This window comes from Klebsiella sp. 2680 (genome assembly GCF_900198535.1).
Classification (GTDB): domain Bacteria; phylum Pseudomonadota; class Gammaproteobacteria; order Enterobacterales; family Enterobacteriaceae; genus Klebsiella; species Klebsiella indica.
Window position 1 is genome coordinate 1,077,675 of the sequence record NZ_FZNJ01000002.1, and the last position, 22,636, is coordinate 1,100,310.

At 52.2% G+C, this 22,636-nt stretch carries 18 protein-coding genes, 6 tRNA genes and 2 other RNA genes; 20 read left to right on the forward strand and 6 right to left on the reverse strand.

All coding sequences use genetic code 11. From position 1 onward, the window contains the following. Positions 1-30: 30 nt before the first annotated feature. The 3 genes from FN037_RS12340 to FN037_RS12350 form a co-directional block, all read right to left on the reverse strand. Positions 31-1,794: an EAL domain-containing protein gene (locus FN037_RS12340; RefSeq protein WP_142502353.1), complete on the reverse strand. Its 1,764-nt coding sequence runs from the start codon at positions 1,792-1,794 to the stop codon at positions 31-33. 423 nt (positions 1,795-2,217) lie between these two features. Beyond that, positions 2,218-2,293 (reverse strand) — tRNA-Ala (locus FN037_RS12345). Between the two features lie 41 nt (positions 2,294-2,334). Further along, positions 2,335-2,410: transfer RNA gene (locus FN037_RS12350), tRNA-Ala, on the reverse strand. A gap of 219 nt (positions 2,411-2,629) precedes the next feature. Here FN037_RS12350 and FN037_RS12355 point away from each other — a divergent pair. Together FN037_RS12355 and FN037_RS12360 are read left to right on the forward strand one after the other, a co-directional pair. Beyond that, positions 2,630-2,983, forward strand: a complete 354-nt coding sequence (locus FN037_RS12355; protein ID WP_138361455.1) for a YfeC-like transcriptional regulator — start codon at positions 2,630-2,632, stop codon at positions 2,981-2,983. Positions 2,984-2,991: 8 nt separating this feature from the next. Next, positions 2,992-3,384, forward strand: a complete 393-nt coding sequence (locus FN037_RS12360) for a YfeC-like transcriptional regulator (RefSeq protein WP_142502354.1) — start codon at positions 2,992-2,994, stop codon at positions 3,382-3,384. A 55-nt stretch (positions 3,385-3,439) separates the two neighbouring features. On the opposite strand, the gene gltX is transcribed toward FN037_RS12360, so the two are convergent. Further along, positions 3,440-4,858 carry a glutamate--tRNA ligase gene (gene gltX / locus FN037_RS12365; protein WP_138361457.1) on the reverse strand — a complete coding sequence of 473 codons (1,419 nt, stop codon included), beginning with the start codon at positions 4,856-4,858 and terminating at the stop codon, positions 3,440-3,442. A 258-nt stretch (positions 4,859-5,116) separates the two neighbouring features. On the opposite strand from gltX, the gene FN037_RS12370 reads away from it, so the two are divergent. The 18 genes from FN037_RS12370 (at position 5,117) to focA (ending at position 20,149) form a co-directional block, all read left to right on the forward strand. Continuing rightward, a tRNA-Val gene (locus tag FN037_RS12370) sits at positions 5,117-5,192 on the forward strand. Between the two features lie 165 nt (positions 5,193-5,357). Then, positions 5,358-5,433 (forward strand) — tRNA-Val (locus FN037_RS12375). 43 nt (positions 5,434-5,476) lie between these two features. Beyond that, positions 5,477-5,552: transfer RNA gene (locus FN037_RS12380), tRNA-Val, on the forward strand. A gap of 4 nt (positions 5,553-5,556) precedes the next feature. Then, a tRNA-Lys gene (locus FN037_RS12385) sits at positions 5,557-5,632 on the forward strand. Positions 5,633-5,656: 24 nt separating this feature from the next. Beyond that, positions 5,657-5,788: non-coding RNA, RtT sRNA (locus tag FN037_RS12390), on the forward strand. A gap of 24 nt (positions 5,789-5,812) precedes the next feature. Next, a non-coding RNA gene (locus tag FN037_RS12395) (RtT sRNA) lies at positions 5,813-5,944 on the forward strand. A 362-nt stretch (positions 5,945-6,306) separates the two neighbouring features. Beyond that, a complete protein-coding gene (locus tag FN037_RS12400) occupies positions 6,307-6,924 on the forward strand; it encodes a 4Fe-4S dicluster domain-containing protein (protein WP_138361129.1) in 618 nt (205 codons plus the stop codon). Then, positions 6,924-8,945 (forward strand): hydrogenase 4 subunit B, encoded by a 2,022-nt coding sequence (gene hyfB, locus FN037_RS12405; RefSeq protein WP_142502355.1) that lies wholly within the window; start codon positions 6,924-6,926, stop codon positions 8,943-8,945. The genes FN037_RS12400 and hyfB overlap by 1 nt, the downstream gene beginning before the upstream one ends. Before the next feature lie 10 nt (positions 8,946-8,955). Next, complete coding sequence (locus tag FN037_RS12410; RefSeq protein ID WP_142502356.1) at positions 8,956-9,903, forward strand: respiratory chain complex I subunit 1 family protein; 948 nt, start codon at positions 8,956-8,958, stop codon at positions 9,901-9,903. A 16-nt stretch (positions 9,904-9,919) separates the two neighbouring features. Beyond that, a complete protein-coding gene (locus FN037_RS12415; protein WP_138361126.1) occupies positions 9,920-11,359 on the forward strand; it encodes a hydrogenase 4 subunit D in 1,440 nt (479 codons plus the stop codon). An 11-nt stretch (positions 11,360-11,370) separates the two neighbouring features. Further along, positions 11,371-12,021 carry a hydrogenase 4 membrane subunit gene (gene hyfE, locus FN037_RS12420; RefSeq protein ID WP_138361125.1) on the forward strand — a complete coding sequence of 217 codons (651 nt, stop codon included), beginning with the start codon at positions 11,371-11,373 and terminating at the stop codon, positions 12,019-12,021. A 4-nt stretch (positions 12,022-12,025) separates the two neighbouring features. Further along, positions 12,026-13,618, forward strand: a complete 1,593-nt coding sequence (gene hyfF, locus FN037_RS12425) for a hydrogenase 4 subunit F (RefSeq protein ID WP_138361124.1) — start codon at positions 12,026-12,028, stop codon at positions 13,616-13,618. Further along, positions 13,605-15,323 (forward strand): NADH-quinone oxidoreductase subunit C, encoded by a 1,719-nt coding sequence (locus tag FN037_RS12430; RefSeq protein ID WP_171034872.1) that lies wholly within the window; start codon positions 13,605-13,607, stop codon positions 15,321-15,323. The genes hyfF and FN037_RS12430 overlap by 14 nt, the downstream gene beginning before the upstream one ends. Positions 15,324-15,333: 10 nt before the next feature. Then, positions 15,334-15,882 (forward strand): hydrogenase 4 subunit H, encoded by a 549-nt coding sequence (gene hyfH, locus FN037_RS12435; protein WP_138361122.1) that lies wholly within the window; start codon positions 15,334-15,336, stop codon positions 15,880-15,882. After that, a complete protein-coding gene (locus FN037_RS12440) occupies positions 15,879-16,658 on the forward strand; it encodes an NADH-quinone oxidoreductase subunit B family protein (protein WP_142502357.1) in 780 nt (259 codons plus the stop codon). Before hyfH ends, FN037_RS12440 begins: the two co-directional genes overlap by 4 nt. Beyond that, positions 16,639-17,052, forward strand: a complete 414-nt coding sequence (locus tag FN037_RS12445) for a formate hydrogenlyase maturation HycH family protein (RefSeq protein ID WP_142502358.1) — start codon at positions 16,639-16,641, stop codon at positions 17,050-17,052. The genes FN037_RS12440 and FN037_RS12445 overlap by 20 nt, the downstream gene beginning before the upstream one ends. A gap of 111 nt (positions 17,053-17,163) precedes the next feature. Further along, positions 17,164-19,176 carry a sigma-54-dependent Fis family transcriptional regulator gene (locus FN037_RS12450; RefSeq protein WP_138361119.1) on the forward strand — a complete coding sequence of 671 codons (2,013 nt, stop codon included), beginning with the start codon at positions 17,164-17,166 and terminating at the stop codon, positions 19,174-19,176. Positions 19,177-19,291: 115 nt separating this feature from the next. Continuing rightward, positions 19,292-20,149, forward strand: a complete 858-nt coding sequence (gene focA, locus FN037_RS12455; protein ID WP_138361118.1) for a formate transporter FocA — start codon at positions 19,292-19,294, stop codon at positions 20,147-20,149. 184 nt (positions 20,150-20,333) lie between these two features. Here focA and FN037_RS12460 read toward each other — a convergent pair whose 3' ends face one another. After that, positions 20,334-21,218, reverse strand: coding sequence for a LysR family transcriptional regulator (locus tag FN037_RS12460; protein WP_138361117.1), 885 nt, complete (start codon positions 21,216-21,218; stop codon positions 20,334-20,336). A 95-nt stretch (positions 21,219-21,313) separates the two neighbouring features. After that, positions 21,314-22,570: a nucleoside permease gene (locus FN037_RS12465; RefSeq protein ID WP_142502359.1), complete on the reverse strand. Its 1,257-nt coding sequence runs from the start codon at positions 22,568-22,570 to the stop codon at positions 21,314-21,316. Positions 22,571-22,636: the final 66 nt, after the last annotated feature.

Here is a 22,636-nt window from a genome sequence, read left to right on the forward strand (position 1 = left end):
TATTGCGAAGCCGGGCAAGCCCCGGCTTTTTCATACCCGCAATTCACTCAAGGGTTGCGGTTTACCAATCAGATATCCCTGTAAATAATCGACGCCTAATTGCAAAAGCCGGGTTCTCTGCTCCTGGGTTTCGACATACTCCGCAACCACCTTCATATTTTTAGCCTTCGCCATTTCAATAATGGATTTAACCATAATGACATCTAGCGGATCGGTTGCGATATCACGCACAAAGCAACCGTCTATTTTTACAATATCAGCCTGTAAATTTTTCAGGCGCTCATAGTTGGCGTAGCCGGTGCCAAAGTCATCAATAGCGATACTGCAGCCGAAATTTCGTAACTGTTGGATGTTATACATACTGATTTCAATATCAGAAAATACCTGCTCTTCGGTCACCTCAATGGTTATCGTCCCCGGCGCCAGGTTGTAACGTTTAAACAGCATGATAATTTGCGCCGCGCTATCTTGTTGCATCAATGTGTGAGGCAGCAGGTTGACCGAAAAATGCTTACCCGGATAGTGATGCAGGACGCGGCATAACGCTTCCAGCACCTGCATATCAAAACGCTGGCTCAGGTTGAACCGGCTAACCAGTGGAATAAACTGCTGCGGCATGATGATGGCGTTACCGCAGCGCATCCGACAGAGTATCTCGTAATAACCTTCTCCAGTTGCATTCTGAATAGGCTGAGCATATAGCAGCAACGAGCCTTTATTAATGGCGTGTTCAACCTGTCTGAGCAGATGAAGCTGTTCGCTTGAGCGCTCGGGAATTTGTCCCTGCCCCATATTCAATGCCCCTACGCGTGAGGTTTCCCCAGCCTGCTCACGCCATCTAATCCTCATCCTCTCGCTACGTGCATAGATATCTGCCATATAAAACAAACAGACAGTAAACGAAATTAACACGGAAAGAACAAATGCTAGTGAATACTCAATGCTTACCCCATGTAAAAAATTCGGATGATAAACAACGAGTAAAAATGCTGATATGGACCATAAAATGCGAATCAGCGTCTGTCCCAGACGCCCAATACCTACGAAGTACAAAATAAAAATAAGAGGAACTAAATAACCTCCAATCAAATCAGAAATATAAGGCGTACAAAGCACAAATAATATGGTAGTCAGGGCAATAAACCAGTACAACGTAAATATTCTATGCCCATACGCCAGACGCGGCTGGCAATGATTGCGCCAAAATACACGTGCATATCGCGGACTGATAATCATCCGCAATGGATAATAGAACAGCGCCGTAAAAATTAATCCTGCACTAATCAGACTTTGTATATCGATAATTGTGTAGATTATCGATATATGGCCGAAATAACCAGACATTGCCACTGGAAACGAGAAAAATTGCCCCACCACATACATGCTACCTTTCAACAACAGCGGGGCGAAGAAACCGGCCCAAAAAATCCGTATGCCCCAATGCTTCCCCCTCAGGCCGCTGCGCCAGCGTCTTCCAGACTGAAAGCGAATAATCGCGCAGGAAACAAGAACCGGGATGAGCTGGCAAAACAACAAAATCATCGCCTGCGGTAACGCCAGACCGACAATCAGGGTATTATCGATTGCAAATGTGATAATCAATGGTACAACAGCATACCGACCAAATATAAAAAGGAGTGAATACATGGCGCTCAACGGTAACCACACCAGATAGAGTTGATTCTCACCAAGGAAAATTTGTGGGGAAATAAATCTGGAAAGAGGGATAGTAATAAAACAGATCAATAACGCCAGCAGAGTTCTTTTAATTTTAACAGCAGAATAGTTAATCATTATTGTTGTTATTAACTCGCTCAGCATAACATCTATATGAACAAATATTATGCTGCTTAATAATGGCAGGCAAGATATTAAATCGAGAAAAAATCTGAAATTACCTTTCGCTAAGGGATATGCCTGTTATGGACAAAAAATCATTCGAGATGCATTGGGGGTCCACTGAATGCCTTCCCTGGAGCGGGTATGAGTCAGTAACCGTGGTGAGCGACAAAACTGTCGGAGCAGATCTGAATGCACGGACGACGCCTCTTAAGAGCGCATTTCATGGAGGTGATGCATCACGCAGCGACTAGCAAAGGAGTCATCATTGGGGGACGCATCCAGGTCAAGTTGCAAGCGCGTTAACGATGAAGCGCTAAGCTTAGCGTATTCATTTATTATGGAATATTTTGCGGAAACCACGGGAGAATTGAAATTTGGTGGAGCTAAGCGGGATCGAACCGCTGACCTCTTGCATGCCATGCAAGCGCTCTCCCAGCTGAGCTATAGCCCCGAAGAAACTCTTTACGAACCAAACCTGATGGGTGCAGGTTTTGGTGGAGCTAAGCGGGATCGAACCGCTGACCTCTTGCATGCCATGCAAGCGCTCTCCCAGCTGAGCTATAGCCCCGTAACGTAAAGCGTGTCGTGTTGACGGGCGGCATAATATGAATTCCTTCGCCAGGTGTCAACGGCAAAATCAACCTCGACCCTTTGATCGCTGAAAAAGCAGACAAACGGCTGACATTGCGAGCATTATCGCAGCCAAAAGCCAAACATGTCACCCTTTCCTCTAAAAGGATGCTATAACATGTACAACTAATTCCCATATATTTACTCAGGAAATAGTATGCTCAAGGAACGAATGACACCTGAAGAAATAGCGCATCTGACTGGTTTCAGTCGGCAAACAATTAACAAATGGGTCCGCAAAGAGGGGTGGCAAACATCTCCGCGCCCTGGCGTGCAGGGCGGAAAGGCGCGTCTCGTACATGTCAATGAACAAGTTCGCGAGTTTATTCGCAGCGCACAACGCGTGGCTGAGAATCCAGTCCCCTATTCTCCCGCCGATAACAATCTGGAATCGCTGCTGCTTACCCTGAGTAAAGAGATGACGCCGGGAGAGCAAAAACAGTTGATGTCGCTGCTGCTTCGTGAAGGGATCAGCGGGTTGCTCAATCGGCTGGGTATTCGCGACCAGTAAGTCACATCATGATGAAACTCAAAGACAAAATGACGGCAGCGGAGCTCGCTAAAGGCCTTAAACTTACCCGACAAACAATCAACCGCTGGGCCAGAGAGCAAAAATGGCGAACAGAAACCATACCAGGCATTAAAGGCGGGCGCGCTCGTCTGATTGTTATCGATCAGGCGGTAATTGATTATCTGGCAAATAGTAAGGAATTCCGGGGATTGACCATTGACAACCAGCTTGCAGAAGCGCCCGTTAACTACTTTGTTAATGATGCAGACGCGGTCAGACGTCAAATCGTCGAAACGCTGCACCTTATGTCCCGGTCAGAACAGTTACAGTTGCGCGATCTTCTGGTGCGCGAGGGGATCAGCGGATTTTTATCCCGGCTTGGTATTACTGGGGAGAAATAATAGCTAAAAAAGCGGCGGGAATAACTCCGCCGCTTTACTGTATCTCTTATCTGAATCAGGACTGCTGGCTTTCACGCCCGGCAATAAAGGCCAGCGCTTTATTAATACGCTCTATGCTACGCGATTTACCGATCGCGTGGACGGTTACATCAAGTGCCGGAGACTGGCCCGCTCCCGTGACGGCTACGCGCAACGGCATACCGACTTTCCCCATACCGACGTCCAGTTCATCCGCCGTCGCCTGGATCGCATGGTGAACATTCTCTGCCGTCCAGTCACTGATGGCGACGAGCTTATCGCGCACCACTTCCAGCGGCTGACGAGCAACCGGTCGCAGATGTTTTTTCGCCGCATCGGCATCAAATTCAGCAAAGTCTTCGTAGAAATAACGGCAGCTTGCCGCCATCTCTTTCAGCGTCTTGCAGCGCTCGCCCAGCAATGTCACCAGCTCAGCCAGCTGCGGACCGTTACGGGTATCGATATTTTCCTGCTCAATGTGCCATTGCAGATGCGTCGCCACATATTCCGGCGCCAGCGAATTAATATAGTGATGGTTCAGCCACTGCAGTTTTTCAGTATTGAACGCGCTCGCCGATTTACTCACTGCGCTCAGACTAAACAGTTTGATCATCTCTTCACGCGAAAAAATCTCCTGGTCGCCGCTGGACCATCCCAGACGCACCAGATAATTCAACAGCGCTTCCGGCAAATAGCCATCATCACGATACTGCATTACGCTCACCGCGCCGTGGCGCTTGGAGAGTTTTTTACCGTCATCGCCGTTGATCATAGAGACGTGAGCATAAACCGGCACCGGCGCGTTCAATGCTTTCAGGATATTGATCTGACGCGGAGTATTATTGATATGATCTTCGCCGCGAATCACGTGGGTAATCGCCATATCCCAGTCATCAACCACCACACAGAAGTTGTAGGTCGGGGAACCATCGGTACGACGGATGATCAAATCGTCCAGTTCCTGATTACTGAATTCGATAGGGCCACGGATCTGATCGTCAAAAATAACGGAGCCTTCTTCTGGATTGGCAAAACGCACAACATAAGGCTCGTCATCAGCATGATGTTCGTGACCATGGCGACAACGACCGTCATAACGCGGTTTTTCGCCTTTTGCCATTTGCTCTTCACGCAGCGCGTCCAGACGCGCTTTGGAGCAATAGCATTTATAGGCAGTGCCCGCCTCCAGCATTTCATCAATCACGGCATTGTAGCGATCAAAACGTTTGGTCTGAAAATACGGACCTTCATCCCATTCCAGGTTCAGCCAGTTCATACCATCCATAATGGCTTCAATGGCTTCTGGCGTTGAGCGCTCAAGATCGGTGTCTTCAATACGCAGCACAAACTCACCGCCGTGGTGACGTGCAAAAAGCCAGGAATAGAGAGCAGTACGCGCACCGCCAACATGTAGATAGCCTGTCGGACTAGGCGCGAAACGAGTTTTGATTTTCATGAATTGGCCTTACGTTTGATAAAGATGCCGACACGCGGCAGTGTTCGTTAGATTTTATGGACGAATATTCTAACACCGTGGGCTGATTCCTCAATGTTGTTACCATTTCAACGTCACGCTTTATCTTTTTGTTTATAAATCATGCGCCATAGATGGCATGGCAATCGTTTTGTTTAATTTTACGACGAACAAAAAAATTATTTAGAAAAGGCGTTGACTCATTTTCAACTCTCCCTATAATGCGACTCCACACAGCGGGGGTGATTAGCTCAGCTGGGAGAGCACCTCCCTTACAAGGAGGGGGTCGGCGGTTCGAACCCGTCATCACCCACCAACTACTTCACGTAGTCTCCGCCGTGTAATCCACTATATTTTGCGTTGTGGTCAAGCGGCAACTGAATAACTCTGTTGAACTTACATAAAGTAAGCGATTGGAGTAAATAAAGAAAGCCGATGTAATAACGTGAAAAATGAGGATTAAAGCAAGAAATTGAGAAGTGGGTGATTAGCTCAGCTGGGAGAGCACCTCCCTTACAAGGAGGGGGTCGGCGGTTCGATCCCGTCATCACCCACCACTTTCTCGCCAGCGAAATTTCTTGCAAAATGAAGTACTGAAGTGGGTGATTAGCTCAGCTGGGAGAGCACCTCCCTTACAAGGAGGGGGTCGGCGGTTCGATCCCGTCATCACCCACCACTTCGGGTCGTTAGCTCAGTTGGTAGAGCAGTTGACTTTTAATCAATTGGTCGCAGGTTCGAATCCTGCACGACCCACCAGTGTAAAAAAGCGCCCTAAAGGCGCTTTTTTACTATCTGTGATAGATAAGATTCGAACCTGCAGCAGGTTCGGGTCGAACGAAGTGAAGACAACGGAGCCGCCCGCGGCGACGGCCCGAAGGGCGAGCAAAGCGAGTCATCCTGCACGACCCACCAGTGTAAAAAAGCGCCCTAAAGGCGCTTTTTTGCTATCTGTGATAGATAAGATTCGAACCTGCAGCAGGTTCGGGTCGAACGAAGTGAAGACAACGGAGCCGCCCGCGGCGACGGCCCGAAGGGCGAGCAAAGCGAGTCATCCTGCACGACCCACCAGTGTAAAAAAGCGCCCTAAAGGCGCTTTTTTGCTATCAGCGATGTAAAGATTTTTACCTGCCACAGTACACGAGCCGCCCGCGGCAACGATAGGCCCACCTCCCTGTGCTAAACCCGCTAACACGCTATAACCCCCAGACGCTGAAGGCCATAAAAACAGGCTAAAAATTTCAGCAAATTTACGCCTCCAACTACCTCGACAAAAATGCCGAATGTCCCTCCGCCCGAACGTTAATGACCATCACTTTTGCCTCTCCCTTTTGAGAATAAAAACACAACCATTTGATTTTATTAAATTTAAATAATGGCATTGTTTGTGCATTACAAAGCTGAACTTTTTGTTTCTTCGTTAAGGAGCCGACATGAACCGCTTTGTGGTTGCCGATCCTCAGTGGTGCATAGGATGTAACACCTGTCTTGCCGCATGTTCCGAGGTGCATAAAACACAAGGTCTACAACGACATCCAAGACTGGCGATGGTAAAGACGACAACACAAACCGCGCCCATCCTCTGTCGTCACTGTGAGGATGCCCCCTGTAAGCAGGTTTGTCCGGTTAACGCCATCTCCCTTCAGAACGATGCGATTCAACTGAACGAAACACTCTGTATCGGTTGCAAACTTTGCGGTCTGGTATGTCCTTTTGGCGCGATTGTTCCTTCCGGAAGCCGACCAGTAAACGCGCCAGAACAGTTTGCGCATCTGGCGCAAGGAGAGCTTAGCGACACACCGGAAAGCACGCCGTCTCTGCATCCTTTTTTACGTTGGGAGGCGGGGGTACAGGCCATCGCAGTGAAATGCGATCTCTGTTATTTCCTTCCGGAAGGGCCAGCCTGCGTGCGTGCGTGCGTTACTCATGCCCTGCACCTGGTTACCGACGATCTCTTAAAACAGCAGGTGAAACAGAAGCAGCGTCTTACCGCAGAGTATTTGAACGACGGCGGTGTGGCTTCTCTTTCCTTTACTTCGGAAAAATTGTAATGGATGCTCTGCAATTATTGATGTGGTCACTGACGCTGTATCTCGTTGGCGGGGTAGCGTCACTGTTGCTCTGTGGACGGGATAAAAGCGCCATTAATATGGCTGGCATTTGCGCCATGCTCGGCGGCATTGCCGGCATTGCTGGCGCCGTCACGCAGCTCAAATCCGGCACAACGCTAACCTGGCACGCTGTAACCCCCTTCCCCTTCGCTGAACTCAGCGTGCGCATGGACACGCTTTCTGCCTTTATGGTGCTGGTCATTTCACTGTTGGTTACGGTCTGCGCGCTCTATTCGCTGGCTTATATGCGCGAATACATCGGCAAAGGTGCGGCGGTAATGGGCTTTTTTATGAATCTCTTTATCGCATCAATGGTCGGATTACTGGTGATGGACAACGCGTTCTGGTTCATCGTGCTGTTTGAAATGATGTCGCTGGCCTCCTGGTTTCTGGTCATTGCTGAGCAAGATGAAGAATCTATCCGGGCGGGGATGCTCTACTTCTTTATCGCCCATGCGGGATCTGTGCTCATTATGATCGCCTTTTTCCTGTTCTGGCGGGAGACCGACAGCCTCGATTTTGCCAGCTTCCGCCAAACTTCGCTTTCACCTGGCGTGGCATCCGCCATCTTCTTGTTAGCATTTTTCGGCTTTGGCGCCAAAGCCGGGATGTTGCCGCTGCACAGTTGGCTACCGCGCGCCCACCCCGCGGCACCGTCGCACGCCTCGGCCCTGATGTCCGGCGTGATGGTGAAAATCGGCATTTTCGGTATGCTGAAAGTCGGTATCGATCTGCTGGGACATAGCGGCATCGCGCTCTGGTGGGGCATTGTCGTTCTGGCATTCGGTGCCGTATCCTCGGTACTGGGCGTGTTATACGCCCTGGCGGAGCACGATATCAAACGCCTGCTGGCATGGCATACCGTCGAAAATATCGGCATCATCCTGCTCGGCGTTGGCGTCGGGATGATTGGACTATCGCTGCACTATCCCGTGCTGGCGGCGGTTGGCCTGCTGGGCGCCCTCTTTCATCTGCTTAATCACGCCCTGTTCAAAGGTCTGCTCTTCCTTGGCGCCGGTTCAATTATCTGGCGTCTGCACACCCGCGATATGGAAAAAATGGGTGCGCTGGCGAAGCGAATGCCGTGGACCGCAGGCGCGTTTCTTGTTGGCTGCCTGGCGATTTCAGCCATGCCGCCACTCAACGGATTTATCAGCGAGTGGTACACCTATCAGTCACTCTTCGCGATGACCCGCATTGACGACATCGTGCTGCGTCTCGCTGGCCCTGTCGCCATTGTGATGCTGGCAATCACCGGGGCGCTGGCGGCAATGTGTTTTGTCAAAGTGTACGGTATCAGTTTCTGCGGCGCGCCGCGAAGTGAAGCAGCAGAAAAGGCGCAGGAAGCCCCCTGGCAGATGACCGTAGCCATGTTGATACTCGCTGCGCTATGTGTATTAACCGGTGTTTTCGCCTGTTGGGTCGCGCCGCAAATCATGTCTGTCGTGCTTACCTTTACCACCGTTTCGGCCATACCGGCGACCCAGGGCGTAGCGCTCATTCCAGGTGAAATGCATCAAACCCTGCTGACGCCCTCGGCAATCTTCCTGTTGCTTATCGCCCTGCCCATTTTGCCGGGCCTGTTCTGGCTGGTAAACCGTCCACGCCGTGGCGCCTTCCGCCGCACCGGCGAGGCCTGGGCCTGCGGGTACGGCTGGGAGAGTCTGATGGCGCCTTCCGCTGGCAGTTTTACCCAGCCGTTGCGCGTCATGTTCTCCGCGCTTTACCGAATGCGTAAACAACTCGACCCCAGCGCCTCACTTGCCGGGGGGCTGGCACACATGACCCATGTGGCGCAACACACCGAACCGTTCTGGGATGAATACATCATTCGCCCGATCGTACAGACGACACACAGGCTGGCGCAACGCGTACAGCACTTGCAAAGCGGCGATTTTCGCCTTTATTGCCTGTACGTTGTCGCCACGCTGATTGTTCTACTGTTGGCTATTGCCGTCTGAGGAAACCGCTATGACACATCAACTCTCCGACGGATATCTGGTGATTTTTGCCCTGTTACAGGCGCTTATATTGCTGTTGATCACGCCATTATTCACGGGCATTTCACGGCAAATCCGCGCCAGAATGCATTCTCGTCGTGGACCGGGCATCTGGCAGGACTACCGGGACCTCAACAAACTATTAAAACGCCAGGAGGTGGCTCCGGCCTCTTCGGGTCTGATGTTCCGCCTGATGCCCTGGGTGCTGTTGAGCAGCATGCTGGTTGTCACGATGGCGCTGCCGCTGTTTGTCCAGGCGTCGCCTCTTGCTGGCGGCGGTGACATCATCACGCTGATCTATTTGTTTGCCTTGTTCCGCTTCTTCTTTGCTCTTTCCGGCCTGGACACCGGTAGCCCGTTCTCCGGGATCGGCGCCAGTCGTGAACTGACGCTGGGCATTCTGGTGGAGCCGATGCTAATCCTCGCTTTACTGGTCGTCGCGTTAATCGCAGGGTCAACCCATATCGCCGCCATCAGCACCACGCTGGCGTCAGGCTGGCTTTCGCCTGTCGCGACGATGCTGGCGTTACTGTCCTGCGCGTTCGCCTGTTTTATCGAAATGGGGAAAATTCCCTTTGACGTGGCCGAAGCCGAGCAAGAACTACAGGAAGGGCCGCTGACAGAGTACTCCGGTGCCGGACTAGCGTTAGTGAAGTGGGGAGTGGGCCTCAAACAAGTGGTGATGGCATCGCTATTTATCACCCTGTTTCTGCCATTTGGCAGCGCTGAAACCCTCTCTTTCGGTTCTCTGCTGCTCTCCCTGGTCGTCACGCTCATCAAGCTACTGCTGATTTTTGTGATTGCATCCATCGTAGAAAACTCGTTAGCGCGGGGACGATTTTTACTGACGCATCATGTGACCTGGCTCGGCTTCGGCCTTGCCGCACTGTCGTATGTCTTTTGGTTAACCGGTCTGTAAGGAGCATCGTCATATTATGGAAACTCTTGCTCTGACGACACTGTTGCTGCCTTTCGTCGGCGCACTCGTCGTTTCGCTCTCGCCCCAGCGCCAGGCCGCGAAACTGGGCACGCTGTTCGCCTTGCTGGCGACCCTTAGCATGTTGTGGCTTGAAGCGGTTTTTTATCTGGCAGGGAAAGCGGCTGTCACCATTTCCCTCGCCAGTATTGGCGATGTCGTGCTTTTTGGCCTTACCATCGACAGGCTCAGCACGCTGATCCTGTTTGTTGTCGTGTTTCTGGGGCTGCTGGTCGCCCTCTATTCCACCGGCTATTTAACGGAAAAGAACCGCGAGCATCCGCATGACGGCGGCAACCGGTACTATGCGTTTCTGCTGATTTTTATCGGCGCTATGTCCGGGCTGGTACTCTCGTCAACGATTCTCGGTCAGCTGATATTCTTCGAAATCACCGGCGGCTGCTCCTGGGCGTTGATTGGCTACTATCAGAGCGAGAAAGCGCAACGTTCGGCACTGAAGGCGCTTCTGCTTACCCATATCGCCTCTCTTGGGCTCTATCTTGCTGCCGCCACGCTGTTCCTGCAAACCGGCACCTTCTCGTTAAGCGCATTGAGTGAGCTGCAGGGAAATGCCCGTTATCTGGTATACGGCGGCATTCTTTTCGCCGCGTGGGGGAAATCGGCCCAGTTGCCGTTGCAGGCCTGGTTACCCGACGCGATGGAAGCGCCGACACCGGTCAGCGCCTATCTCCATGCAGCATCGATGGTTAAAGTCGGGGTCTATATCTTCGCGCGAGCCATTCTTGAGGGCGGGAATATCCCGCATCTCATTGGCGGGATCGGCGCGGTGATGGCGCTGGTAACCCTTATTTATGGTTTCCTGATGTATCTCCCCCAGAAAGACATGAAGCGTTTGCTGGCCTGGTCGACAATTACCCAGCTGGCGTATATTTTCCTCGCACTCTCACTGGCAACCTTTGGATCGCGTCTCGCATTTGAAGGCGGGGTTGCCTATATCGTCAACCACGCTTTCGCTAAGAGTCTGTTCTTCCTGGTGGCGGGTTCCCTCAGCTATAGCTGCGGGACACGTCTCCTGCCTCGTCTACGCGGCGTTTTGCATACGTTGCCGCTGGCTGGCGTGGGTTTCTGCGTCGCTGCGCTGGCGATTACCGGCGTGCCCCCGTTCAATGGATTCTTCAGTAAATACCCGCTGTTTGCCGCGGGCTTCACCCTTTCAAACCAGTACTGGCTACTGTTGCCCGCCATGATTCTGGTTTTGATTGAATCTGTCGCCAGCTTTGGCTGGTTTATTTACTGGTTTGGGCGCGTAGTGCCAGGCAAGCCGAGCGACGAGGTTGCCCACGCGTCGCCGCTGCCGCTTTCTATGCGCGTGGTGTTGGTCGTACTGATTGTGATGTCGCTTGCATCCAGCGTCATCGCCGCAGCCTGGCTTCAGTAAGGAGGTGAAGGATGAGCGGAACAATGATTGTTAATAATCTGGCGGGCTTGATGATGCTGACATCGCTGTTGGTCATCAGTGTAAAAAGCCACCGCCTTTCATGTGTTTTTTATGCCATCCAGTCATTGGTGCTGGTATCTATCTTCGTCACGTTATCCAGAGTCTTTGCGGCTGAACAATTACTCATGTGGTCCATTGGCGCGTTTATCACCAAAGTGGTCATGGTGCCATTAATTATGGGATTCGCCATGCGCAAATTGACCACGATTAATACGCAACCTGCATTGTTCGGCCCCGCCATTATGGCGTTGCTGGCAGCGCTCATCGTTCTGCTATGCGCTTTCGTCGTTCAGCCGGTGAATTTACCGATGGCGGTTGATCTCAAACCCGCGCTGGCGGTGGCGTTAGGCCACTTCCTGTTAGGCCTTCTGTGCATCGTCAGCCAGCGCAATATTCTGCGGCAAATCTTTGGCTACTGTCTGATGGAGAACGGTTCCCATCTGGTACTGGCGCTGCTCGCCTGGCGCGCGCCGGAACTGGTGGAGATCGGGATAGCCACCGACGCGATTTTCGCCGTCATTGTGATGGTTCTGCTGGCCAGAAAGATAGGGCGTGTTCACGGCACGCTGGACGTGAACAACCTGACTGCGCTTAAGGGATAATGAAATGAGTCATTCTGTCATCTTCACCTTACTGTTGCTGGTACCACTGGTTTTCTCGTTATTGTGCTTTGCCTGCCGGATAATGGGAAATGCCGCTGTCGGGACAGTCACCATCCTGCATGCGGCGGGCATAACACTGCTGCTGATTCTGGCGCTATGGACGGTAAATGAAGCTTTACGTGAAGGCGAAATATTCGCCGCACACCAGTGGCTGCATATTGATAGCCTGAGCGGATTGTTTCTGGCGATTCTCGGCGCGATCGGCTTTCTCACCGGTATTTATTCGATTGGCTATATGCGCCACGAAGTCGCGCATGGTGAGATCTCACCGGTCACGCTCTGCGACTACTACGGATTCTTCCATCTCTTTTTATTTACCATGCTGCTGGTGGTCACCAGTAACAATCTGATTGTCATGTGGGCGGCGATCGAAGCCACGACGCTAAGTTCGGCGTTTCTGGTGGGTATCTATGGGCAACGTTCCTCGCTCGAAGCGGCATGGAAGTACATTATCATCTGTACGGTCGGCGTCGCCTTCGGCCTGTTTGGCACGGTGCTGGTCTACGCCAACGCCGCCAGTTTTATGCCCGACCCTAATCAGGCGATTTTCTGGACGGAAGTCCTTAAAGAGGCGACGCGGCTGAATCCAACGCTGATGCTGCTGGCTTTTGTATTTATTCTGATTGGTTTCGGTACCAAAACCGGGCTGTTCCCGATGCACGCCTGGCTGCCGGATGCCCATAGCGAAGCGCCGAGTCCGGTCAGCGCCTTGCTCTCAGCGGTGTTGCTGAACTGCGCATTACTGGTGCTGATTCGCTACTACATCATTATCTGCCATGCCATCGGCAGCGATTTCCCCAGCAAGCTACTGCTGATATTTGGTCTGCTTTCGGTCGCCGTGGCAGCATTTTTTATCCTCGTGCAGCAGGATATGAAACGTCTGCTGGCCTATTCCAGCGTGGAAAATATGGGGCTGATTGCCGTCGCGCTGGGGATTGGCGGTCCGCTGGGCATTCTGGCGGCCCTGCTCCATACCCTCAACCACAGTCTGGCGAAAACCCTTCTGTTCTGCGGTTCGGGGAACGTACTGCTGAAGTACGGCACCCGCAATCTGGATGTCGTCTGCGGTATGCTGAAGATCATGCCCTTTAGCGCCGTGTTACTTGGCGGCGGCGCGCTGGCGCTGGGAGGAATGCCGCCGTTCAACATTTTCCTCAGTGAATTCATGACCGTCGCGGCGGGCCTCGCCCGCGATCATATCGCCATCACCATTTTGCTGTTGCTGCTGCTGACGCTGGTACTGGCAGGGCTGGTGCGCATGGTGGCGCGGGTGCTGTTTGCCCACCCGCCGGAAGCCGTGAGCCGCGGCGAACTGGGCTGGCTGACCACTGCCCCGATGGCCATTCTGCTGGTCATGATGCTGGTCATGGGGACGCATATTCCACACCCCGTAAGCCAGATTCTGGAAAATGCCTCGGCCATTGTCCTTTCAGGCTCGCATGAACAGCCTGTGCAAATAAACGGCTGGCAAGATTTTATGAATCCCACGACCGCCTCAGTACCGGAGAATAAAAGTGAACTATTTGGACAGCGTTAATTTATCTTCAAACTGCGGCGAAACCTGTCTGGCCGCGGTAAAAGCACAGTTTCCCGGCGCCATACTGGAGGAAGAGCGACAGACGCCAACGCAGGTTACGATTACCGTGAAGACTAACCTGCTGCCGGATGTGGTGCATTATCTCTATTACCAGCATGAAGGTTGGTTGCCTGTTCTGTTTGGCAACGACGAGCGTAGCCTGAACGGACATTACGCGGTGTACTATGCGCTCTCAATTGAAGGAAAAGAAAAGTGCTGGATTGTGGTTAAAGCACTGGTTGATGCCGATAGCCGGGAGTTCCCCTCCGTCACACCGCGCGTCCCGGCCGCCGTTTGGGGGGAGCGGGAAATTCGCGACATGTACGGTCTGATTCCTGTCGGCCTGCCGGATCAACGCCGTCTGGTGTTACCGGATGACTGGCCAGACGATATGCATCCGCTACGTAAAGATGCGATGGATTATCGTCTGCGGCCGGAACCGACCACTGATACGGAAACATATTCTTTCATTAACGATGGCGACAATGACGCACGGATTGTTCCCATCGGTCCGCTGCATATCACGTCTGACGAACCGGGCCATTTTCGGCTGTTCGTTGATGGTGAGCAGATTGTCGATGCGGACTATCGCCTGTTCTATGTCCATCGTGGTATGGAGAAACTTGCTGAAACGCGCATGGGTTACAACGAAGTAACCTTTTTGTCGGATCGCGTATGCGGCATTTGTGGCTTTGCGCATAGCGTGGCCTACGCCACATCTGTGGAAAATGCGCTGGGTATTGAGGTTCCGCAGCGGGCACACACCATTCGCTCCGTCCTGCTGGAGGTGGAGCGACTGCATAGTCATCTGCTCAATCTTGGTCTTTCCTGCCATTTCGTCGGCTTTGATACCGGCTTTATGCAGTTTTTCCGCGTACGAGAGAAATCAATGACCATAGCGGAACTGTTAACCGGTTCACGCAAAACCTACGGACTTAACCTGATTGGCGGAATTCGCCGGGATATTCTGAAAGAACAGCGCCTGAAAACGCTGCAACTGGTCAGAGAGATGCGCGCGGAAGTCACTGAGCTGGTTGAAATGCTATTAGACACGCCAAATATTGAGCAGCGCACGCAGGGGGTTGGTATCCTTGACCGGCAGATCGCCCGTGATTTCAGCCCCGTGGGGCCGTTGATTCGCGGCAGTGGCTTCTCCCGCGATCTGCGATTCGATCACCCCTACGCCGATTACGGCAACCTGCCAAAAACGCTGTTCACCTTCGCTGGCGGCGATGTTTTCTCCAGAGTGATGGTCAGGGTCAAAGAGACCTTTGATTCGATGGCGATGATCGAATTCGCCCTCGACAACTTGCCCAACACGCCGTTGCTCACAGAAGGCTTCAGCTATCGTCCGCACGCCTTCGCGCTTGGCTACGTTGAAGCGCCGCGTGGCGAAGACGTTCACTGGAGTATGCTCGGCGATAATCAGAAACTGTTTCGCTGGCGATGCCGCGCCGCCACCTATGCCAACTGGCCGGTACTGCGCTACATGTTACGCGGAAACACGGTTTCTGACGCGCCGTTGATTATAGGTAGCCTCGATCCCTGCTATTCATGCACTGACCGTGTGACGCTGGTCGACGTTCGTAAACGTCAGTCCAGGACCGTGCCATATAAAGAGATCGAACGTTATGGCCTGGAGCGAAATCGCTCACCGCTAAAGTAAGGACAGAAAAATGCTGAAATTACTGAAAACAATCATGCGGGCCGGCGAACCGACGGTGAAATACCCTTTTGCCCCACTGGAAGTCTGCCCTGGTTTTCGCGGAAAGCCTGAGCTGGATCCGCGCCAGTGTATTGCTTGTGCGGCCTGCACCTCCGCCTGTCCGGCCAATGCTCTGACAATGGAAACGGACGATAAAAATAACACCCGGACCTGGCAACTCTATCTGGGGCGGTGCATTTATTGTGGGCGCTGTGAAGAAGTGTGCCCTACCCGGGCAATACGTCTGTCGGAAAACTTTGAGCTCGCCGTCACCAATAAGACGGATCTCTATACGCGCGCCACCTTCCGTTTGCAGAAATGTACGCGCTGCCAGCGGCCCTTCGCGGCGGAAAAATCTATTGAGATGGCGGTAGAGCTACTGGCGCAACAGCAACATACCCCGGACCTTCTGGAAACGCTGCGTCAACAGGCATGCATTTGCCCGGAATGCCGACGCCATGCCGCGTTATTTCATGGCGGCAGTGAAAATATTTCCTTTGCGATTAAGGAAAAACTATGACGACCTCGTTTGAAACGCATCGCCATCATGTCAGCCAGCCCATCCCCCTGGATGACCAGGCGCAGAAAATGAAACAGCTGCTTCTGCAGGACATTCGCCGCTCAGCGTATGTTTATCGGGTGGATTGCGGCGGTTGCAACGGCTGTGAAATTGAAATTTTCTCAGCCATTACGCCGCTGTTTGATGCCGAACGCTTTGGGATCAAAGTCGTCGCGTCGCCGCGCCATGCCGATATTCTGCTGTTTACCGGCGCGGTAACGCGCGCCATGCGCATGCCTGCGCTGCGGGCGTATCATTCGGCGCCGGACCATAAGATATGCCTCTCCTACGGTGCCTGCGGCGTCGGTGGCGGTATTTTCCACGATCTTTATTGCGTGTGGGGAGGCAGCGACACAATCGTGCCTATCGATGTGTGGATTCCGGGCTGCCCTCCGACGCCTGCCGCCACGATTCATGGTTTTGCGGTCGCGCTTGGCCTGCTTCAGCAAAAGATCCATGCGGTCGATTATCTGGAGGCCGCCGCCGAATCCCCTCAACTCCTGTGGCCGCACATTCCTCCCGCACAGCGTGTTGCCGTAGAACGCGAAGCCAGACGTCTTGCGGGATACCGTCAGGGACGGGAAATATGCGATCGGCTTTTCACGGTACTTACCCGCGATCCCACCGGAAAGCAGGTTGAACACTGGCTCCGGGAAGCGAACGATCCGCGACTGAATGATATTGTCCATCAATTATTACTGACGGTTCGGGGGGGATATGACGGAAAACAGCGGTGAGATCGTCTTCTGGACGCTGCGGAAAAAGTTTATCGACAGCAGTGTCTCCATGCCAGAGAAAAGTCGTCAGGTTATGTATTACTCACTGGCGATTGGCCATCATGTCGGCGTGATTGATTGTCTCAATGTGGCGCTGCGTTGCCCTCTGCAGGAATACCGTGAATGGATTGACTTGTTAAGTGACGAGCAGGCGCGGCGAAAAATGGCTGGCGTCTTAACCTTTGGGGAAATTGTGATTGATGCGTCGCACACCGCCATGCTGACTCACGCCTTCGCGACGCTGGCTGACGATGGCGCGGCCCCCTGGAAATCGCTGAGTATCCAGTTTATTCATTTGTTGGATGATATTGTTCGCGAACCCGCCATTTATCTGATGGCAAAAAAGATCTCGTGAGAAGGATAACATTACAAAATGAAGGGATAGGCTATAGTATTATAAGGCCAGGATAATCAATCTAACGCGCCATCGTTACGTGGAATGTCCCTTCATTAAAAAGGACTCTTGATGACTATGTTTGACGAGGCAACTCCTGCCCCGCCTGAAGAGATACCGCAAGATAATCTCATCAATGCACTGTTACAGTTTTTGACTCAGCAGAATGATAAGGCGTCTCTGTTGCGCGCTTTCATTCCGCTCCCGCCCTCTTTTCGTACTGTACAGCTTATTGAGCTCCACATTATTGGCAGCGAGATTTGGTATCGTTGCTTTGATGACGGAAGCGACGAGACGGCAACAGAAGCCTGGCAAGGTGACTACGCAGACTGTTCGCGACATGTGGTGCAGCCTGACAATGCCCTGATGATAGAACTGCGTTTCATTTGTATCACTGGCGACCCGTTCTCACCCCAGGATATCATGCTGTTCAACTGGCTAACGCGCATCATCACGCCCGTTCTCGCCGCGATGATTGAACAAACCAAACAGCGGGTAACGCTACAGGCAGTGGCGAAAGAGCGCGATCATCACCGGGTGCTGGTCGATATCACCAATTCTGTTCTGTCCCATCTCGATCTGGAAGAACTTGTCGCCGACATCGGCAACGAAATTCATCATTTCTTTGGCACAACATCCGTGAGTCTGGTTTTGCGTGATAGCCGACAGGCGGATAAGTTCCATGTGTGGTGCACCCACTTTTCAGATTCGGAGCCTGAGTACACGCAATATCATCTGCCTGGCAGCAGCGAGATTCTCATGCAAACGCTGCGTGAGAACCAGCATCGCTTACTTCATCTTGCTGAAGATCCGGCCCTGTGGCAACGGGACGCTTTGCTGGAGAAAATCGCGGAACGGGGCCTGGAAGCCGCAGTGATACTCCCAATGACCTTCGGCAATCGTACGCCAGGCATACTGTTCCTGGCACATACTTCAGCCAGTGTATTTAGCAAAGAAAATTGTGAATTACTGCAGCATATTGCCGATCGCATCGCTATTGCTGTCGATAATGCCAACGCCTGGCGCAATATGACAGAGCTGAAGGAAAGTCTTAAACAGGAGAATCGCCAGCTCAGCGAGCAGTTATTTTCCAGCCAGGGGATGGGCGATATTATTTATAAAAGCCGGGCTATGGACGAGCTGCTACAGCAGGTCGAAATTGTGGCGCAAAGCGACAGCACGGTTCTCATCTGCGGAGAAACCGGAACCGGCAAAGAAGTTATCGCCCGCGCCGTACATCAGTTAAGTCTGCGGCGCGATAAACCACTGGTGAAAATTAACTGCGCCGCCATCCCCGCCAGCCTGCTGGAAAGTGAATTATTTGGCCACGATAAAGGGGCCTTTACCGGCGCAATTAACACCCATCGCGGTCGTTTTGAGATTGCCGATGGGGGTACGCTGTTTCTTGATGAGATCGGCGACCTTCCATTAGAGCTACAGCCCAAATTATTGCGCGTATTACAGGAAAGGGAAATTGAGCGCCTCGGCAGCAATAAAACTATTCCGGTTAATGTCAGAGTCATTGCCGCCACCAATCGTGACTTATGGCAAATGGTTGAAGACAGGGAGTTTCGCAGCGATCTTTTTTATCGGCTTAATGTCTTCCCTCTGGAATTACCGCCGTTGCGCGAGCGGCCGGAAGATATTCCTCTGCTGGCGAAATATTTTACGCAAAAAATGGCGAAACGGATGAATCGTACCATTGATAGCATCTCCTCCGAAACGCTCCAGCAACTGATGTCATGGGACTGGCCTGGTAATATACGGGAACTGGAAAACGTTATTGAACGCGCCGTGTTGCTCACTCGCGGCACCACCCTGAATTTACATCTTAATACCCCGCAAACTCACCTGTTGCCGTCTTTAAGTCATGACGTTCAGCCGCGAGGTTCAATGGCGCAAATGTTAAATCCCGCCGCGCCGGAAACCGATGAAGAGGAACGCCAGCGAATTATCCAGGTGCTCAGGGAGACGAATGGTATTGTCGCCGGGCCGCGCGGCGCGGCAACCCGCCTGGGGATGAAGCGCACGACCCTGTTGTCGCGGATGCAGCGTCTGGGCATTGCCGCACGGGAAGTACTCTAGCGGTTGTAAAGTGAAATGGATCACATATTAGCACCGAATGACGAAGGCATTCTGGTACGCACTATGCATATATGAAGGTAATCATGCATGTCTTAATGTAATCCAGGAGCCTTCGATGAAGAATGATATTTCTTTCGATTTGCGCATGCCCGCAGAAATGGCAAAAGTCGCGGAACAGGCCGGTGTCTATAAAGTTTCCAAGAGAAAAGATCTCGCATTTTTTCTGGCTATAACCGCGGGAGTCTTTATTTCTATTGCCTTTGTTTTTTATATCACGGTAACCACGGGGGCAACGCCGGCAACATCATTAACAAAACTCGCCGGTGGCCTCTGTTTTACACTCGGTCTGATTCTGGTTGTCGTATGTGGTGCCGATCTTTTTACGTCGACAGTAATGACGGTCATGGCGAAAGCCAGCGGCTTAATTAGCTGGCGGCAGTTAATTGTGAACTGGATTATTGTTTATTTCGGCAATCTTGTCGGGGCGCTCTTTTTTGTTTTGTTGATCTGGTTTTCCGGACAAGCCATGAGCAGCAATGGCTTATGGGGGCTCAATGTTCTGCAAACCGCCGATCATAAAATGCACCATACCTTTATTGAGGCGGTCTGCCTGGGGACGTTGTGTAATTTAATGGTTTGCCTTGCCGTCTGGATGAGTTATTCCGGCCACTCTCTGACGGACAAAATCGTCGCAATGTTGTTGCCTATCGGCATGTTTGTCGCCAGTGGCTTTGAGCACAGTATTGCCAATATGTTTATCATCCCGCTGGCGATCGTGATTCGCGACTTTTCCCCCGATCAATTCTGGAGTATGACGCAGACCACAGCGGATAATTTCCCGATGCTGACGGTGCATAATTTTATTATCGATAATTTAATCCCGGTAACCATCGGCAATATTATCGGCGGCGGCGTTCTGGTCAGTATTACCTACTGGATAATCTATTTGCGCGAACAGAAACATGAACATTAATCTATCGCCCCCGCGAGGCGCCTTATTCTGAAGTCAGGCGCCCGCGTCTGAAAAATACGATTCAAAGTCCGGACAACCGTTCGGACTTCAGATGGATATCTCAGTCTGCGAGTCCGTCGGGAGCGTTTTGCGTCTGCCCAGGCCGGGTAACGCGCTCATTTCCCTCGCCCGCGGCATACGGCATTCAATTCGTCAGCACTGAGACCATTTTCTCCAGAGCGGGGGTCACCTGCTGGTGGTCATATACGATGTATAAATCGGCCGGAATACGCTCCTCCAGTGGACGAAACACGACGCCAGGCCATTGCATCTGCGCATAGCTATCGGCGATCAGTGTGATACCCATTCCCATGCTGATCATCGCCAGAACCGTTTGCGGCTCCATCACTTCGCGGACAATCATCGGCAAAAATCCCGCCCGCTGACATACGCGTTGCAAAAACGTCCAGTCGGTATGTATTGACGGCATAGTGACAAAATATTCGTTACGCAGCAACGCAAGAGGGATCTCCTCAAGCACGGTAAGTGAGTGCTCTTCCGGCATTGCAACCAGAAAAGAGGATTCATGCAAACGCTGGCTGGTAAACCCTGGAGAAGGCTCTATTGCCATTCGCCAGATCCCGGCGTCCAGCTCCCGTCGTTCCAGCATCGCCATCTGCATAGCAGGCATGTTCTCTCTAAAAAGGACTTCAACATTCGGATTTTCCTGCAAAAAATGGCGCATCGCCAGGCGCATGTTTCCCCACATTGCCGTGCCGATCACACCTAATTCTATCCGCCCCGCTTCACCCCTCCCAATCTGCTCCACTCGCGCCAGGGCCTGGTTCGCGTTGGTAAGCAGACGGCGGGATTCCTCCATCAGAATTTTTCCGGCATGCGTCAACGCCACGCTGCGGGAATGACGAACAAACAACGGCGTACCGAGGTGCTGTTCCAGATCTTTAATATGAATACTCAGCGGAGGCTGCGACATATTCAGGCGGGCGGCCGCTCGTCCAAAATGCAGCTCTTCTGCGACAGCAAGAAAGTAGCGCAATAACTTCAGATCGATACGATGCGTGCGTTCCATATGTAATGCGTTCCTGAGCGGAAGAGAATACGCAAAGTTACCACATGGCATCATAGAAAATGAAACGGCGGGGAAATGACCCCGCCACCGGAAAGCTACGGCGCCATTTCTTTCTTCGTCAACGCCTCAGGCTCATGCCGCTCTCGGAAAAATAGCGCAAAAAGAACCGCCACCGCCAACGCATAGGCCGCAAACACCAGCCAGATGGTCTGCCAGTCCTTCACGCCATCGACAGAGAAATAATCCACCGCCATGCCGCTCAGAATTGACCCCAGCCACGCGCCGAAACCGTTCACCATTGTCATAAACAGCCCTTGCGCGCTGGCACGAATGTCTGGACTGACGCTCTGCTCCACGAACACCGATCCCGAAATATTAAAGAAATCAAATGCGCACCCGTAGACGATCATCGACATCAGCAGTAGCACAAAACCGAGCGGAGAAGGATCGCCAAAAGCAAAGAAACCGAAGCGCAACGTCCACGCCAGCATACTCATCAGCATCACTGTTTTAATGCCAAAGCGCTTAAGAAAGAACGGAATAGTGAGAATAAAACCGACTTCCGCCATCTGCGAAACCGAAAGCAAAATAGAGGGATACTTCACCACAAAACTATCTGCAAACGCCGGATAGCGGGCAAAATCATGCAGGAACGGGTTACCAAAGACATTCGTAATTTGCAACACCGCCCCCAGCATCATAGCGAACAGGAAGAAAATCGCCATTCGCGCATTTTTAAACAGCACCAGGGCATCCAGCCCCAGTTTACTGGCAAACGTTGCCGCCGATTTTTTCCCGGCAACAGGGATTTTTGGTAGCGTAAACGCATACATCGCCAGAAATAACGAAGCGCCAGAGGCGATATACAGTTGCGCGCTGCTCAGTTCCAGTCCCATCAGGCTCACCGTCCACATCGCGACAATAAAACCCATGGTGCCAAATACGCGAACTGGTGGAAATGCGGCCACCGGATCCTGGCCAGACTGCGCCAGACAAGCGTAGGAGACACTGTTGGACAACGAGATCGTCGGCATATAGGCCATCGCGTTAATGAGCATCACCCAAAACATCGTCTCCGGGTCGGTAACGGTCGTCGCATAAAGCAACACCCCGGCGCAGACCAGATGGCAGAGCATATAGGCGCGTTCCGCACGTAACCATTTGTCGGCAATGATCCCCATAACGCCCGGCATAATAATCGCTGCCAGTCCCTTGGAACTATAAATCATACCGACATTCGCCCCGGTGAAATGCAGGGTGTTGATCATGTAAGAACCCAGAGTTACCAGCCAGCTTCCCCAGATAAAATACTGCAAAAACGACATGAGCTTTAAGCGAGATACGATACCCATTTTCCGTTCCTTGCCCTTAAAGTAAAACTCCGCAAATGGGAGCAATATTATTGGTGTTATGGTTTA